Annotated in this window: 19 protein-coding genes; 9 read left to right on the forward strand and 10 right to left on the reverse strand. The window is 43.6% G+C overall.

Annotated features, from left to right (window positions below; all coding sequences use genetic code 11):
* The first annotated feature begins 9 nt into the window (after positions 1-9).
* Complete coding sequence (locus CKO50_RS06075) at positions 10-354, forward strand: 4a-hydroxytetrahydrobiopterin dehydratase (protein WP_010606741.1); 345 nt, start codon at positions 10-12, stop codon at positions 352-354.
* 196 nt (positions 355-550) lie between these two features.
* Here the strand turns inward: CKO50_RS06075 and CKO50_RS06080 are convergent, their stop codons facing one another.
* Entirely contained in the window at positions 551-1,150 is a 600-nt protein-coding gene (locus tag CKO50_RS06080; protein WP_010606742.1) for a Yip1 family protein, read from the reverse strand.
* Positions 1,151-1,359: 209 nt separating this feature from the next.
* Between CKO50_RS06080 and CKO50_RS06085 the strand changes: the two genes are divergently transcribed.
* On the forward strand, positions 1,360-2,142 hold the full coding sequence (locus CKO50_RS06085) for a tRNA-(ms[2]io[6]A)-hydroxylase (RefSeq protein ID WP_095727438.1): 783 nt from the start codon (positions 1,360-1,362) through the stop codon (positions 2,140-2,142).
* A 9-nt stretch (positions 2,143-2,151) separates the two neighbouring features.
* Here the strand turns inward: CKO50_RS06085 and CKO50_RS06090 are convergent, their stop codons facing one another.
* Both CKO50_RS06090 and CKO50_RS06095 read right to left on the reverse strand, forming a co-directional pair.
* Positions 2,152-2,877 carry a UDP-2,3-diacylglucosamine diphosphatase gene (locus CKO50_RS06090; RefSeq protein WP_095727439.1) on the reverse strand — a complete coding sequence of 242 codons (726 nt, stop codon included), beginning with the start codon at positions 2,875-2,877 and terminating at the stop codon, positions 2,152-2,154.
* Between the two features lie 58 nt (positions 2,878-2,935).
* Complete coding sequence (locus CKO50_RS06095) at positions 2,936-3,430, reverse strand: peptidylprolyl isomerase (RefSeq protein WP_095727440.1); 495 nt, start codon at positions 3,428-3,430, stop codon at positions 2,936-2,938.
* Positions 3,431-3,630: 200 nt separating this feature from the next.
* Between CKO50_RS06095 and cysS the strand changes: the two genes are divergently transcribed.
* Positions 3,631-5,010 carry a cysteine--tRNA ligase gene (gene cysS / locus CKO50_RS06100; protein ID WP_095727441.1) on the forward strand — a complete coding sequence of 460 codons (1,380 nt, stop codon included), beginning with the start codon at positions 3,631-3,633 and terminating at the stop codon, positions 5,008-5,010.
* Positions 5,011-5,099: 89 nt separating this feature from the next.
* Here cysS and CKO50_RS06105 read toward each other — a convergent pair whose 3' ends face one another.
* Positions 5,100-6,623, reverse strand: a complete 1,524-nt coding sequence (locus tag CKO50_RS06105; RefSeq protein WP_095727442.1) for an amidase — start codon at positions 6,621-6,623, stop codon at positions 5,100-5,102.
* A 180-nt stretch (positions 6,624-6,803) separates the two neighbouring features.
* On the opposite strand from CKO50_RS06105, the gene CKO50_RS06110 reads away from it, so the two are divergent.
* Entirely contained in the window at positions 6,804-7,700 is an 897-nt protein-coding gene (locus CKO50_RS06110; protein ID WP_095727443.1) for a mechanosensitive ion channel family protein, read from the forward strand.
* Between the two features lie 42 nt (positions 7,701-7,742).
* Here the strand turns inward: CKO50_RS06110 and CKO50_RS06115 are convergent, their stop codons facing one another.
* From CKO50_RS06115 to CKO50_RS06130, 4 genes are all read right to left on the reverse strand, one after another.
* Positions 7,743-8,564 (reverse strand): mechanosensitive ion channel family protein, encoded by an 822-nt coding sequence (locus tag CKO50_RS06115; RefSeq protein ID WP_095727444.1) that lies wholly within the window; start codon positions 8,562-8,564, stop codon positions 7,743-7,745.
* Positions 8,565-8,581: 17 nt separating this feature from the next.
* Entirely contained in the window at positions 8,582-9,271 is a 690-nt protein-coding gene (locus CKO50_RS06120; RefSeq protein ID WP_095727445.1) for an LrgB family protein, read from the reverse strand.
* A complete protein-coding gene (locus tag CKO50_RS06125; RefSeq protein WP_095727446.1) occupies positions 9,264-9,632 on the reverse strand; it encodes a CidA/LrgA family protein in 369 nt (122 codons plus the stop codon). The genes CKO50_RS06120 and CKO50_RS06125 overlap by 8 nt, the downstream gene beginning before the upstream one ends.
* 110 nt (positions 9,633-9,742) lie before the next feature.
* Positions 9,743-10,540 carry a crotonase/enoyl-CoA hydratase family protein gene (locus tag CKO50_RS06130; RefSeq protein WP_095727447.1) on the reverse strand — a complete coding sequence of 266 codons (798 nt, stop codon included), beginning with the start codon at positions 10,538-10,540 and terminating at the stop codon, positions 9,743-9,745.
* 192 nt (positions 10,541-10,732) lie between these two features.
* On the opposite strand from CKO50_RS06130, the gene CKO50_RS06135 reads away from it, so the two are divergent.
* Genes CKO50_RS06135 through CKO50_RS06145 form a run of 3 tightly spaced genes read left to right on the forward strand, consistent with a single transcriptional unit; the run spans position 10,733 to position 12,356 of the window.
* Entirely contained in the window at positions 10,733-11,050 is a 318-nt protein-coding gene (locus CKO50_RS06135) for a DUF440 family protein (protein ID WP_010371248.1), read from the forward strand.
* Between the two features lie 17 nt (positions 11,051-11,067).
* The gene (locus tag CKO50_RS06140; RefSeq protein ID WP_095727448.1) at positions 11,068-11,895 is read left to right on the forward strand and encodes a YdiY family protein; all 828 of its coding nucleotides are present in this window, start codon (positions 11,068-11,070) and stop codon (positions 11,893-11,895) included.
* 11 nt (positions 11,896-11,906) lie between these two features.
* Entirely contained in the window at positions 11,907-12,356 is a 450-nt protein-coding gene (locus tag CKO50_RS06145; RefSeq protein WP_095727449.1) for a hypothetical protein, read from the forward strand.
* 31 nt (positions 12,357-12,387) lie between these two features.
* On the opposite strand, the gene CKO50_RS06150 is transcribed toward CKO50_RS06145, so the two are convergent.
* Both CKO50_RS06150 and ygfZ read right to left on the reverse strand, forming a co-directional pair.
* Complete coding sequence (locus CKO50_RS06150; protein WP_010371256.1) at positions 12,388-12,873, reverse strand: peptidylprolyl isomerase; 486 nt, start codon at positions 12,871-12,873, stop codon at positions 12,388-12,390.
* Between the two features lie 11 nt (positions 12,874-12,884).
* Positions 12,885-13,796, reverse strand: coding sequence for a tRNA-modifying protein YgfZ (gene ygfZ, locus CKO50_RS06155; protein WP_095727450.1), 912 nt, complete (start codon positions 13,794-13,796; stop codon positions 12,885-12,887).
* 160 nt (positions 13,797-13,956) lie between these two features.
* On the opposite strand from ygfZ, the gene CKO50_RS06160 reads away from it, so the two are divergent.
* Entirely contained in the window at positions 13,957-14,208 is a 252-nt protein-coding gene (locus CKO50_RS06160; RefSeq protein WP_010371260.1) for a succinate dehydrogenase assembly factor 2, read from the forward strand.
* A complete protein-coding gene (locus CKO50_RS25055) occupies positions 14,189-14,602 on the forward strand; it encodes a protein YgfX (protein WP_368665260.1) in 414 nt (137 codons plus the stop codon). Before CKO50_RS06160 ends, CKO50_RS25055 begins: the two co-directional genes overlap by 20 nt.
* Positions 14,603-14,615 lie beyond the last annotated feature (13 nt).

The raw sequence follows: 14,615 nt of genomic DNA on the forward strand, positions 1-14,615 counted from the left end.
GAATTATCAATGTCTGATTTAAGTGCACAAAAATGTGAAGCGTGTCGTGCGGATGCGCCTAAAGTATCAGATGAAGAACTAGCGGTTCTGATCAAACAGATCCCTGATTGGGTACCTGAAGTACGCGATGGTATTATGCAGCTTGAGCGTGTTTACAAGTTTAAAAACTTTAAACAAGCAATTGCGTTCACAAACAAGGTGGGCGATATGGCTGAAGAAGAAGGCCATCACCCAGGTTTACTTACCGAATGGGGTAAAGTGACGGTAACGTGGTGGAGCCACTCTATCAAAGGTCTTCATAAAAACGATTTTATTTGTGCCGCTAAAACTGACGAAGTATTCGCAGCACAGTAGGTCGACGTTTATGTCGACAAATATCGACAACCCCATGTCATATTTCGACCTACAAAATAAAAACGGCGCTAAACAAGCGCCGTTTTTATTCATCATTTAGGATAAAAGCCAAGAAAACGTTCGTCTTTTCATTTTCCAAGCAAATACAACTAGCGTTAGCAGACATAGATTAATCTATTTTTATCCCACTCTCAGGTTACGTAAACGTAGGGCTTATTATGCCATTAGTCCACAAGATAGCGGTTGCAGCAAGAATGATGACTAACAGCACTAGGCCACAAGTCACAACCGAGCTGGCATAAATAAACCCACGCTCCTCAGGAATATGCATCAGAATAGGCACGCCCGTGTAAAGCAGGTAAACGGAGTACGCCAGCGCAACCATCCCAACCGATACGACAAACCAAAGCTCAGGATAAAATGCCGCAAAAGCCGACATAAACATTGGTGTTGCCGTGTAAGCCGATAACTCTAGAGTCTGTGTATAGGTCGGTGTTGAGCCAAAAGTGATGGCCATCCAGTGGGCGAGATACGCCAGAATAAAGACGCCTGCAATTAATGCGCAGTACATTGCAACACCAATTAATATTGCCGACTCATGAGTTAAATAGACAGCATCCCCAGTACCAACACTCCAGCCTAAGTAGACTGAAGAATAATACCCCATAATGCTTGGGATCAGCGCAACAAGTGCAATATGTGACAAACTGTAAAACATACTTTCGTGACGGTTATCAATTGTTTGCCACTCTTCGTGCGGGTGAGCATATAAGCCCCATAGATGATTAAAGATCATAGTTAGCCCCTCAAATATAGGTTTGTACTATTTTTGTACAATTCAATTAAGTTATGAGAGATGAGTTAATTTTTGTCAAGAAAATGTAGTTGAATAGCAATATTACTATTTTCAGAATGATCTAAAACTTCTTGGGGAATAGCCTAGTGGTGCACCTTGTAGCGAGAAGTTATGATAAAATGGCGCAAACACATTAGTCTTTTGTTGTTATGTTAGAAAAGTACACAGATTTACTTACGCCTATTAACCAATTTTTGGGCTGTGAAACCCCGCAAGCTTGGATTGAAAAAGCAAAGCAAAGCGAGCACTTACCATCGTTGCTTATCGATCATATGCATTGTGAGTTAAAAGCGGCACAAAGTGCGGCCTTTTTAATTCGCAAATATGCAATTGATGATGCGTCTGCAAAAACATTGTTAAGTTGGTTGCAACCCTACGAAGATTTTATTTATCGCAGTGTTGGTGATGGCGAGTTTTCAGGCAGTAAAAATGAATTGATCGGTGAGCTAACTGCACGGCCTGAATATGCCTACAATCAAGATATTTTGAGTAAGATGGTGAGGCTTATCAAAGAAGAGCTACATCACTTTGAACAGGTGCTAGAAATCATAAGGGTACGTGACATTCCTGTTGAGTACGTACAAGCATCTCGCTATGCGTCTGGAATGATTAAACAAATTCGCACTTATGAACCTGCAGCTCTGGTTGATAAACTGATCATTGGAGCCTACATTGAGGCTCGTTCATGTGAGCGTTTCGCCAAGCTTGCGCCACACTTAGATCAAGAAATTGCTAAGTTTTATGTGTCGCTATTGCGCTCTGAAGCCAGACATTACCAAGACTATATTGATTTGGCGCATCAAGTTGCCAACGCAACCGATCCTAAGCGCTGTGATGTAGCTGGGCGCATTCAACTATTTCAACAAGTAGAAAACGAGCTTATCAGCTCGCCGGACCTCGATTTCAAGTTTCACTCAGGTGCGCCTATCTAAACACTAAATTTATTCAAAAGGATGGCAAAGGAGCTGCTGTTTACCACTTTCGTCAACGACGATATATGAACTTTGTGAATACCAATCGCCAAGCACAGTGCGTACCTTACCACCTTGGTAGGTGTGCACTTTTGGTCTGTGGGTATGGCCGTGGATCATATTGTCTACGCCATGTTTTGCGAACATTTCAGCCACTGCTTCTTCGGTGACGTCTAGAATCTCGAGGGGCTTGCCTTTTTGGTTTTCAATACTCTTACGTCTTGCATTTGCAGCAACTCTACGACGATACCAAAGTGGCATAGCAAGCATCAATCTTGGCCACCACCAACCGCGGCTCTTCTTACGAAACTTTTGATAGGCTTCGTCTTGTGTACACATCTCGTCGCCGTGCAAAATCACCGTTGGTGTGCCGTATAGATCTATCACTGCTTGTTCAGGGAGCAAAGTCATTTGGCATTCGTCAGCAAAGGCCTGTTTGATTAAAAAATCACGGTTACCGTGAATAAAAAAGACTTGAATGCCAAGGTGACTCAAGCTTCGCAGTTTTTGTGCAATACTCAGGGCGTAGGGGTCTTTTTCATCGTCTCCAATCCACACTTCAAAAAAATCACCCAGAATATATAAAGCGTCGACATCGGCGGTCATATGATGGTCGAGAAAAGCGAAAAATGCGTCGGTGATATCAGTGCGGTGCTCGGTTAAATGCAAGTCGGCGATAAAATAGGTTTTACCCATGGGACCTCAAAACTAATAAGGCCAGCATAAATACTGGCCTTGAATAAAAAGTAGGATATTACTCAGCAACGTATGCTTTTTCGATGATCACATCTTCAAGCGGTACGTCTTGGTGGAAACCAGAAGAACCAGTAGCAACACCTTTAATCTTATTTACTACGTCCATGCCTTCAACAACTTCACCGAATACACAGTAACCCCAACCTTGCGATGTTTCGCTTGAGAAGTTAAGGAAATCATTGTCGTTAACATTGATAAAAAATTGTGCAGTTGCAGAGTGTGGATCTGGCGTACGTGCCATTGCTAGAGTACCCACTTTGTTTGCAACACCGTTGTTAGCTTCGTTTTTGATCGGTGCTTCAACTGCTTTTTGTTCCATACCCGATGCGAATCCGCCACCTTGAACCATAAAGCCGTCGATTACACGGTGGAAAATAGTACCGTTATAAAACTCGCTGTTTACGTAGTTTAGGAAGTTAGCTACCGTTTCAGGCGCTTTGTCAGCGAAAAGATTAATACGGATTTCGCCGTGATTTGTTTCTAAAACAACCATGTTAGTGTCCATCGTGTTGAATGATAAAACCCTATTTTATATCAACTGGGCTTTTGTGAAAAAGCATTCCTTAAAAATCAGCGCAAAAAATCAAAAAACTGCCGTAATTCGTTATTAAAATCTAGAGGCGCTGCTATGCAGGTGGTATGATTAAAAGCACTTTTGTTAAAAAAATGAACCGTACTTAGGAAGAAAACTACATGTTGCAGATTTTCAACACACTCACTCGCCAAAAAGCCCCTTTTAAACCGCTCAAAGAAGGCAAGGTTGATATGTACGTGTGTGGTATCACTATCTATGATTTCTGTCATGTAGGACACGCACGTACTTACGTTTCATTTGACGTAATGAACCGTTATTTACGTTATTTAGGTTATGACGTCACATATGTGCGTAATATTACTGACGTGGATGACAAAATCATTAAACGCGCCGCGGAAAACAAAGAGTCGATTAATGATCTAACCGTTCGCATGACCAAAGCCATGCATGAAGACTTTACTGCGTTGAATATGCTACCTGCGGATATTGAGCCGACGGTAACAGGGCATATGGATGAAATCATCGAGATGATCGCGCGCTTGATTGAAAAAGGCCATGCTTACGTTGCGAAGGATGGGGATGTATTGTTTGATGTCTCAACGTTTGAGCAATATGGTCAGTTATCTCAGCAGGATTTAGAAATGCTACAAGCGGGCGCACGCGTTGAGGTAGCGCAAGACAAAGATGATCCACTCGACTTTGTATTGTGGAAAAAAGCCAAAGCGGGTGAGCCTGCGTGGCAATCTCCGTGGGGCGAAGGTCGTCCGGGTTGGCACATTGAATGTAGCGCAATGAGTTCAAAGCATTTGGGTGAATTTTTTGATATTCACGGTGGGGGTTCAGATTTGCAATTCCCACACCATGAAAACGAGATTGCCCAATCTTGCTGCGCAAATAACGGCCGTTATGTGAATACTTGGATCCATACCGGTATGGTACAAGTTAACAAAGAGAAAATGTCTAAGTCTCTTGGCAATTTCTTTACCGTACGTGAAGTGCTTAAAGCTTTTGATAGAGAAACAGTACGCTATTTCTTGATCAATGGTCATTATCGTAGCCAGCTAAACTATTCACAAGAAAACCTTGAACAAGCACGTTCGTCGCTTGAGCGTATTTACACTGCGCTACGTGGCGTTGAGCTGGTGGAAGTCGAGCTTAAAGGTAATGCTTACGCTGAACGTTTTGAGACAGCAATGAACGACGACTTTAACACGCCAGAAGCACTGCCAGTGATTTTTGAATTATCAAAAGAAGTGAATCGCTTAAAAGATAGTGACGCAGAAGCTGCAGGTGAGCATGCATTTATTCTTGTGAAACTCGCGGAAGTCTTAGGTATTGCGCAGCAAGACCCTGAATCTTTCTTACAGGGCGAACAAGACGATGACGAAGTAGCGCAAATCGAAGCATTGATTGAAAAGCGCCGCAGCGCTCGCGAAAATAAAGATTGGGCTGCAGCGGATGAAGCGCGTGATGCGCTAACTGCCTTAGGCGTTGTGTTAGAAGATAGCGCGGGCAAAACAACTTGGCGTAAAGCTTAACCTTCTTGGTACCAACACGATACGCAAATAAAAATGCCTTCACATCAATCGATGTGAAGGCATTTTTATTTATAACGTCACTATTATTTTTATGGCGTTAATGTCGCCTTAAACTCAGGCGCTTTGCGTGCATTAGTCAACTGTTCGAAAGCATAGGCAAGCTTGATTAACTTCGCTTCGCTATAAGCCTCAGCGAAGAAAGAAATACCCAGTGGTAGCTCGTGATGAAAACCCATCGGTACTGTAATGCTTGGATATCCTGCAATCGCGGCGGGAGATGACGACGAGGCCGAGAAATTATCACCGTTAATGATATCGATACTCCAAGCTGGGGTATTCGTTGGTGCGATAAATGCGTCAAGGCGATGTTCTTGTATTATTTTATCAATGCCTTGTTGGCGGGCAAATTTTTTAACCAAAGCTTGGGCTTCTTGATATCGGTGTTCTGTGATATCGCCTTTCTTTGCTGCTTCCTCTATCAAATATTGATCAAAGTACTTAATGGTGGAGGGATGTTGCTGGTTGAATTGGATGAGCTGGTTTAGGTTCTTTACTTTTACTAGCTCTGGTGTCTTGGCAAGGTAAGCATTGAGATCATGTTTAAAGTCATAGAGCAAAATATCCAATTCGGCGGAGCCTAAAGCTTCCAGCTCAGGTAAGTCTAACCCTTCAATTATTTCTGCGCCATTTGCTTTCATGGTTGCAACGGCTTTTGCAAATACCGCTTGAACTGCTGGTGGAAACTGACCTAGATGACTGGTGATAGCAATTCGTTTGCCTTTGAAACTGGCAGCATTTAAGCCTTGGGTAAAATCAATCGGCTGTTTTGCATCGGTAACGATAGCATTGAGCAATAACGCGGCACCCATCACCGATTTTGCCATAGGGCCTGCGCTATCTTGGCTATGACTGATAGGAACAATGCCTTCACCAGAAACCAAACCGACAGTCGGTTTAATACCTACAACACCATTATGTGCTGAAGGACAAACAATAGAGCCGTCAGTTTCCGTGCCAATGGCGAGCAGTGCAAGACCTGCGGAGACGGCAACGGCAGAGCCTGAACTTGAGCCACATGGTGTTCTATCTAACACATACGGGTTTTTGGTTTGACCACCGAGCGTGCTGTAGCCGCTCGAGCTGAAACTTGATTTAAAGTTTGCCCATTCACTTAAATTGGCTTTGCCAAGGATGATAGCGCCGGCTTGTTCTAACTGGATGATAAGCGGCGCAGCTCGGGTTTTGACGTTGTGTTGCAGGGCGAGCGCGCCTGCGGTTGTTGCCATTGGCGCTCTGGTGTCGATATTATCTTTAACAATAACTGGCAGGCCATGAAGTGGCCCTCGATATTTTCCCGCGAGTAGTTCGGCATCAAGCTTTTTAGCGTCTTGTAAAGCGTTGGGATTGAGCGTGATCACGGCATTGAGCATAGGGCCACTGTCGTCAAGTTGTGCAATCCTTTTTAAATAAAACTCAGTGAGTTGCGTTGCTGATAAAGTTCGATTTTGTATTTTGGTTTGTGCTTCGAGCGTGGTAAGGTCCGCAAGCGATTGACTATGAGCTGGCAACGCAAGCGCGAGATAAGTGGTTAAAGCGAGTAGGGACTTTTTCATGACGTATTTTACCAATCCGCAGTAGTATTTTTGTTATTTATTTGTCCTTTATTTAGTCATGAGCCCTGTAAAAGGTCAAGCGAGTAGCTTGAACAAAGCATGATTTAGGCACCTCTAATACTTGTATTTTTGCTGCTAGCCTCACACACTTAACTTCACGAGATAACAAAAAATATAACCATGATAAAAGCACCAATAGATATAGACGTAGATATTCCGTGGCTTGAACAAAAGCTATTTTCATTAGGTAAATTTTCATTAGAGGTGGGAGAGGCACTCTCATTTATCGCTGTGATCGTTGCAACTTTGGTGATCTCCAAGATCCTACGACTAGCATTTAATCGTCTTGCTTCAAGACAAGGAGTGATCCAGCATACCTCAGCCTATGTGATAGGCAGGATCATTCACTACATCGTATTATTTATTGGTCTTATTATTGCGCTGACGGCCTTAGGGGTAGAGATCACTGAATTAGCGCTTGTTGCTAGTGCACTCGGCGTTGGGATTGGTTTGGGTCTACAAGGTCTGGTGAATAACTTTGTTTCTGGTCTGGTGTTACTGCTAGAGAAAACAGTCAAAGTCGGGGACTTTGTGGAGCTGACCAACGGGGTGGTGGGGGAAGTGATAGCCATTCACATGCGTTCGACTTGGATCCGTACAAATGACAACGTCGACCTGCTTATTCCTAACTCGGAAATGGTGTCAAATACAATTACCAATTGGACAATGTCGGACAAATATCGTCGTTTCCGTATTCCTTTTTCGGTGGCCTACGGCAGCGATAAAGAGAAGGTGAAGCGTGCCGCATTGGAAGCGGCCAAAAATGTCCAATATACCTTGAATACGCCGGGGCGAGAAGCAACGGTATGGATGACAGGGTTTGGTGATAGTAGCTTGAATTTCACGCTAGGAGTTTGGGTGCAACCTGAACAGGTAAAGCGACCAACGGCGCTGGTCTCTGATTACCTCTGGGCTATTGACGATGCCTTCCGAAAATATCAAATCGAGATCCCGTTTCCACAGCGCGATCTTCATTTACGCAGTGGCTTTTATATGGAAAAGCCTGATGAAAACTGAGGGTAGAATAACGGCTAGGGTGTTAGCCGTTATTGAGTTTACTCACTGAATGATTTTAACCACTCGTTGCGGGAATGGAATTTCGATTTCCGCATTTTTAATCGCGGCAAACACGGCTTTATTCACTTCTAATTTAGTTTCGATAAGTGAAGTTGTAGGCACCCAGTAGCGGTAGCTCAATATCACCGCACTGTCGGCAAATTCCTCAATCCCCACCTGAGGCTTAGGGTCTTGACTGACCTTCGCATTATCAGCGAGTACCTGATTGATAAGTGTTAATGCACCTTGATAATCAGCATCATAAGCTATCCCTATTTCACCTTTAACCAGAGAGTTTGCAAACGAGTTATGGAGAATTTCTCCCACCACATGTTTATTTGGGATAGTGATCTCTACTTTGTCTTCGTTGATGAGCGTGGTATGTCCAAGCTCAATCATTTTCACTTGGCCGTTAACCCCTTTGATGCTGATGGTATCGCCAATCACAAATGGGCGGGTAGCAATGATGGCAAGCCCAGCGCCATAGTTTGCCAGCATACCTTGCAGTGCAAGACCAGCACCTAGAGACGCGGCACCGATGGCGGCAACAAACGGTGTGATACTGATGCCAACCTTGCCAAGCGAAATAATCACAAACATGGTGATGATAAGCACTTTGATCACATTGCCAATAAAGTTGGTTAAAGCAGGATCGATATTGTGTTTTAGCATCAAGTTTTCAGTCGCTTTAGACAGTTTTCTTGATAACCACAAACCGAGAAGGAAGATGAATATCGCAGCGAGCAATTGGAAACTGTACGTCACCAGATACTCTCGAATAATGTTGTAATAGTGTTCTATTTGCTCGATTTCTTGATTGATCACAGTCGTATCCCGAGTTATTAAATTAGAGTAGCCAACCAATGATAAAACAAAGGCACCCAAAGTGCAGTAATCATGGCGGTAATTGTCATCGCTGCAGAAGCAAAAGCGCCGGCCATAGGATGATGTTCTATCGCTGCGGCTGTGCCTATCGCATGGCAAGCAACACCAAGCGCAGTGCCTTTCGCTTGCATAGATTCGACTTTACACCAGTGCAAAATATGTAGTCCAAACACGCCACCAAATACACCAATTAGTATCACCATAATCGCTGCAATAGCGGGAATACCCCCGAGATAATCACTAATGAGTAAGGTGATTGGTGTTGTAACTGACAGGGCCGCCATTGAAGCCGAGAGCTGCGGATCGGCAGCAAAAAGTTGGCATATAAAAAAAGCGCTTAACGTAGACAGTGAAACACCCAACCAACTGGTTAAGCACAATGCAAAAAATACCGGTTTAATTTGGTGAAATTGTTTATACAAAGGGTAGGCGAGTGCAACGACCGCTGGCTCTAACAAGTAATGAATTGGTAGCGTTGCTTGTTGATATACTTTGTAGTTGAACTTTGTAAACAGTAGAAATGCCGAAATGGCCAAAATGCAGATCAGCACAGGGTTTAATATCGGTAAGGAGATGCGCTGATATAGTTTGCGTGCACTAAAAAATAACAGCACAGTGAGCGCTGACGCCGCAATCAAATTAATCACGAAACTTGATACTCTTTACGATAGGGCTTAACAATACAAGACTTATTGTTGGAACACCAACTAGCAATAACAGCAGCATAAGCCAATGGGATTGAAACAAACTGAGATGCTCTACCAAGCCTACTCCCGCTGGAATAAAAAACAGCGCCATGTATTTTAAAATAGGCTCAGCTGCGGGTGCTAACCATTCTACTTTAATAATTTTTGTGGCAAGGAGTATGACAAGAAACACCATGCCAAGTAGGGCGGCTGGGATCTGTAAAGCACTAAGCTGAATTATCCACTTAGCGCTGAAGAGGCACGCTAAAATGATGGCAAAGCCTAGTGCAAATTGTAATATCAACTTCGTTCTGTGTACCATTAAATGTAAATCCTTAGCGCTGCAATGGCCTAGCATGCATGATGGCCCATTGTACGCTCTCGTATTGCGATGACCATTATACTTTGGGCAAACAGGCATTCAACCTAGCGTTACCACTTCATGCGAGGCAAAAATGGCTTTTTATTATCATCTGCTACAGAGGCATTCTTCATTGCAATTTTGGTATTTTTAGCGGCGAGCAATTTAATTTGTGACCACGTTTCTAACCACAATAGTTTACGTGCGGGCTGGTTGTAGGCTCGATTATACACTTTCTTAATTGCTGCAATGGCATCTGGCGAGCGTGCGGTAAATTGAGTGAGTAACTCTGAGAGTCTAGCGTCAACATCATCACAGAGCTCGGTAATGAGACCGTCCTTTAGTGCTTGCTGGGCGTCTATTCGCTGTGCATGGACTGTCATTAGCAATGCCTTATCCTTGTTCATTGTGGCAGGCAAAAGTAAGCTGCCGCCCATGTCAGGGCAAAGTCCCCATTTGGCTTCCATAATGGCAAACTGCGCGCTACTATCGGCTAAACGAATATCCGCGCCTAATGCAATATGACAGCCACCACCTAAACAGTTGCCTGTGATCTTGGCGATGACAGGAACTGGCAAAGCTTGCCAGCCAAGTACGACTCTTTGTACTAAGTTAGCATTCCCGGGTAACCATTTTTTAAGTAGCTTGATGATCCCGGAAGGTTTATTCAGCACGCTTTTTACATCTAGACCTGCACAAAAATGTGGGCCTTCACCTTGGATAACGACAGCTCTAATTGATCTGCTTTTTCTAATTTTCTTTATCGCATTATCTAAACCAACAAACATTTCAACAGACAGCGCGTTTTGTTTTTCTGGTCGAGATAAGGTTACAAATGCGATGTTGTTCGCTTCGGAAAATGAAATCATGATGAGATGCTCCCTGCGGATTTTATGCGATAGTTCTAGAGTAATAACTCAAAAGCGGCGTAACATTCAACTTTTACCGATAATTTGTTCGTCATTTAGCGTTATTTTCTGTTTGATTATCGCGACTAAGTATTTATGTTTTACCTCATTTTGCTATCATTGCGCCAACTTTAAAACCACAGGCTAGCGTCCATGACAGCAAGACTTTGTAGCATCGAAGAAGCCACTCACCAAGCATATGATATCTTCCTTGAGTTGGCCCCGGATAATCTTGAAGAACACGATATTAATATGTTCAACGAACATCGCGAAGATCGTGGTTTCATTGAAGAAAGTGAGCCGGACGAGAGTTGGTCGAGCATAACTGCGTATGAACAAGAAGCAGAACCAGAGCACTTCGTTCAGGTTTTGGTCGGTATCGAGTTTGATGACTCGGATCAGGTGTACGCAAAAATCTTGATTAGCAGAGATTTAGATGCACCGTTTTGTCATATTATTTGGAAGCAGTAACCGAAAAGTAGTTGTCAGTGCCATTTTTTAGAACTTTCATTTTATTTGCAATTGGCTTGGTTTCACTACCAAGCTTAGCTACGGATCCATTCGAAGATTTTCACGAATATGGCAAAATGCCCGATGATGAAATTCATCAAAAACACAAGGGTGAGATGCTATACGGTGACGTTGAGTTTGGCTTTATCGTTAACAAAGGTAATACGCAAAACACGTCATTTAAGTTTAAAAGTAATCTTTACCAAGATTTCCCCAAGTGGCGTAATCAATTTAAATTTAATGGCCTTTATCGCCGCGAGCAAAATACAGAAACAGACGTCGAAGATGTCTCAGCGTCGCGCTACTTTGGCTCTGCGCAAGGTAACTACAAATTAGGAGACGATAACGCTTCGTTCTTTATGTACGGTGACTATGAGCGTGACAAGTTTAATGGCAAGGAATATACCACGACATTTGCGCTTGGTTATGGCAATCGTGTGTACGAGGGACGAAAGAACACGGTAGATATCGACGTTGGTCCCGGTATGTCCATTTCTCGTGTGGATAACGAAATCGAGCTTGAACCGGAGGAAGATAGAACGCAGCAAGGCCAGCTTTTGCGTATGGCATTGCAGTGGGAAAGAAACGTTTCAAAGCGTACCCGCTTTAATCAAGACGTCAGTTTCGAACAATCGCTGTCGGGTTTAAACTCTCGATTGTTTGCTGAGTCTGCGCTAGTTACACAAGTGATTGGCGGGATTGCGCTGAAGTTTGCGTTTATTTACCGTTATAATTCGCAGCCAGAAAATGAAAAAGAAAAAGTAGACACCGAACTTGGTGCTACATTAGTTTACAGCTTTGATTAAGAAGATTATCGATGTATAAAAATACACAGTTTGCATGGGTTATATGGCTGTTTTTAGCCTTTATCGCCAGTTTTACCATATTGGCAATTTTCCTCACTGGTAGCAATCTCGCCTTTGTTGGCTTTTTGGTGATCCTCGCGCTTGTTGCGTTTATTTTTTACGGCTTAACCATTCAAGTGAATCAAGAGCAACAAACGTTAAGCTGGTGGTTTGGACCGTCGGTCGCCAAAATGACCTTAAAGTTTGACGATATCGATTATGTTCAGCCTGTGACTAATTCTCTCCGTCATGGCATTGGCATGCGGATCAGCACAGATGGTTGGGTATACACAGTTGCCGGATTCAAGGCGCTTGAAGTGGTGATGAAGGACGGCACTAAATATCGCTTAGGTACAAATGACCAAGCCAACTTGGTTACGGCAATGGAAAGTAAACTTAAACAAGAAAAAAGCGCTGAATAGTCAGCGCTTTCTATTAGTAACTCGACTAATCTTAGTGGTCGTGACCACAACCGCCCTCGCCATGAACATGGCCGTGGGCAACTTCTTCAGCCGTTGCTTCACGTACTTCAAGCACTTCAACGTCAAAATTCAGCGTGATCCCAGAAAGCGGGTGATTCGCGTCAACAATGACTTCTTCGTCTTCGATACCAATGATCACAACGATTTGGTCGCCTTCGTCGGTGGTAGCTCTAAATTGCATACCCACTTCGATTTCCATGTCTTCAAACATTGATTTAGGAACCGCCTGAGTCAGTTCGTCAAAGCGTTCACCATAGCCTTCTTGTGGCTCTATGGTCACACTGAAAGTGTCACCAGCTTGTTTGCCTTGTAGGGCATCATCAAGACCTGGGATCAGATAGCCTGAGCCAAGCATCGCTATTACAGGCTCATCATCAAATGTGCTATCAATCGTGTTGTTGTCTTTGTCTTGAACTGAGTAGTGGATTGTCACTACCGAGTTAGGGCCAATAATCATATAAGATCCCGTTAGTTGTCTTCTAAAGAATAAGGTAGAGGTTGAATAGTAAGACTCACCTCTGGTGAATTTTTTGCTCTTAGCACCGCGTCTTGTGGTGTGTCATTTGGCATCACAGCCAGCGCATAATAACGGCTGCTGTTAGCATCAAAGGTTTGTTGAATAATCTTACCACCACGACGCCAGTTGTCTTCAATCTGCAGTTCAATGTCTGCCTCTTCGGTGCGCTCTGCAGCATTGCCTGTCACTATGTACATGGCACGTTTGTTTTTACCAAGATAGCGCATACGAGCTACGGTTTCTTGACCAGTATAGCAACCTTTCTTAAAGCTGATCCCGTTAAGGGCCTGAAGGTTAACCATTTGTGGCACAAATTCGTCCACGTGATCTGCATCAAGACTTGGCTCACCCGCTAAAATGCTGGCCGCAATAAACGGTGCTGGATTGCTTTGTTGTTCCACGTCCGCTGGTAAACTTGCACCGTCGAACGCGATGAAAACAAAGCGCTCGTCTGCGAGTTTTAATAGCTTGCCGTTGGCAACATCTACAGCGCTTGTGTCAGACGAAAGCTCAACGCCAAAAGCACTAGCAAGCGCTTTACTGTCCTGAGTCATTAAGCCAAAGACTTCGCAGTCAGCAAAATCAATGTCAACTTTGGCAAAAACGCCGTACTTTTTTAGCTCACGAAGTGATGCTTCAGCTTCGGCTACACCTGCAAGCATTAAGTAGTCGTCTTGATAGCGGGTTAAGCGCGACACAGACCAAAGCTTGCCTTTAGGGCTACAATGCCCAGACCACATAAAATTATCTTCTTTGATAAGGTTAATGTCTTGAGTAACCTGACCGTGCAAATAGCTAAGTTTATCTTGTCCTGAAATGCGAATAACCTTGAACGGAAGCGCATAAGCACGAGCAATTGACATAATGTTGATCCCTATTAAAGTGTTTTCGTAATGTTACCGTAAAATCATAAGTGGAGATAGGGACGGACGATTTCAATGTGCCATTTCTATAAGTTTTATGGCATATGTCCTGCACAGTGGGTATAATTTTCTCAATAGTTTATGAGGGGTTAATCAGTTTATGGTTGAGTTGCTGCCTAAAGCTCGAGTTAAATGGGCTTGCCGACGTGGCATGTTAGAGCTGGACGTTATTTTAGAGCCGTTTGTTGAGCAGGCTTATGACGCGCTATCCGACGAAGGTAAGTACGTGTTTCAGCGTCTAGTTACCTGTGAGGATCCAGATTTATTCGCTTGGTTTATGGGTCATGAAGAATGCCCAGATCCAGAGCTAAAACGCATGGTTAAGTTAATCCTTGATCGGATCCGCGTATAGAATCGACTTTCAACACAATCTTCAGAACCACGCCTTCTTTGTGGTTCTTTTTTCTTGCCTCGCTTTTATCCTTTTTCTGCTGTTTCCAACGCTGTGGTGGTTAGTCGCCATCGTGTTCGTCGTGACAGGTTATTGCAGTTGGCGAACTGTTTTATCTCGTACGCCAAAGGCCGGTACTGTACTCATGCTCCCAAAGGAAAATTTTGTTGAAATACAGTCGCAAACGATAAATTTCAAAGGGCAGCTTATTGGTGCAACCATATGGTTTGATAGTCAAATAGCGCTAAAAATCATGGATGCGAACCAAGCTAAGCAGCAGGTATTTTTGACTCGACAGGCAATACCAGAAGCCGACTGGCGTTTACTTTGTCGCACCGCGCTGCAAGCCAATTAGAAACAGCGACTAG

The organism is Pseudoalteromonas sp. HM-SA03, assembly GCF_002289345.1.
GTDB lineage: Bacteria > Pseudomonadota > Gammaproteobacteria > Enterobacterales > Alteromonadaceae > Pseudoalteromonas.

Coding starts and splice junctions, on each gene's coding strand:
- CKO50_RS06125 (WP_095727446.1), bottom strand. CDS start 9,632: ATGGTACACAGAACGAAGTTGATATTACAATTTGCACTAGGCTTTGCC.
- CKO50_RS06085 (WP_095727438.1), top strand. CDS start 1,360: ATGTTAGAAAAGTACACAGATTTACTTACGCCTATTAACCAATTTTTG.
- CKO50_RS06105 (WP_095727442.1), bottom strand. CDS start 6,623: ATGAAAAAGTCCCTACTCGCTTTAACCACTTATCTCGCGCTTGCGTTG.
- ygfZ (WP_095727450.1), bottom strand. CDS start 13,796: ATGTCAATTGCTCGTGCTTATGCGCTTCCGTTCAAGGTTATTCGCATT.
- CKO50_RS06135 (WP_010371248.1), top strand. CDS start 10,733: ATGACAGCAAGACTTTGTAGCATCGAAGAAGCCACTCACCAAGCATAT.
- CKO50_RS06090 (WP_095727439.1), bottom strand. CDS start 2,877: ATGGGTAAAACCTATTTTATCGCCGACTTGCATTTAACCGAGCACCGC.
- CKO50_RS06080 (WP_010606742.1), bottom strand. CDS start 1,150: ATGATCTTTAATCATCTATGGGGCTTATATGCTCACCCGCACGAAGAG.
- CKO50_RS06130 (WP_095727447.1), bottom strand. CDS start 10,540: ATGATTTCATTTTCCGAAGCGAACAACATCGCATTTGTAACCTTATCT.
- CKO50_RS06095 (WP_095727440.1), bottom strand. CDS start 3,430: ATGGTTGTTTTAGAAACAAATCACGGCGAAATCCGTATTAATCTTTTC.
- cysS (WP_095727441.1), top strand. CDS start 3,631: ATGTTGCAGATTTTCAACACACTCACTCGCCAAAAAGCCCCTTTTAAA.
- CKO50_RS06160 (WP_010371260.1), top strand. CDS start 13,957: ATGGTTGAGTTGCTGCCTAAAGCTCGAGTTAAATGGGCTTGCCGACGT.
- CKO50_RS06075 (WP_010606741.1), top strand. CDS start 10: ATGTCTGATTTAAGTGCACAAAAATGTGAAGCGTGTCGTGCGGATGCG.
- CKO50_RS06145 (WP_095727449.1), top strand. CDS start 11,907: ATGTATAAAAATACACAGTTTGCATGGGTTATATGGCTGTTTTTAGCC.
- CKO50_RS06150 (WP_010371256.1), bottom strand. CDS start 12,873: ATGATTATTGGCCCTAACTCGGTAGTGACAATCCACTACTCAGTTCAA.
- CKO50_RS06110 (WP_095727443.1), top strand. CDS start 6,804: ATGATAAAAGCACCAATAGATATAGACGTAGATATTCCGTGGCTTGAA.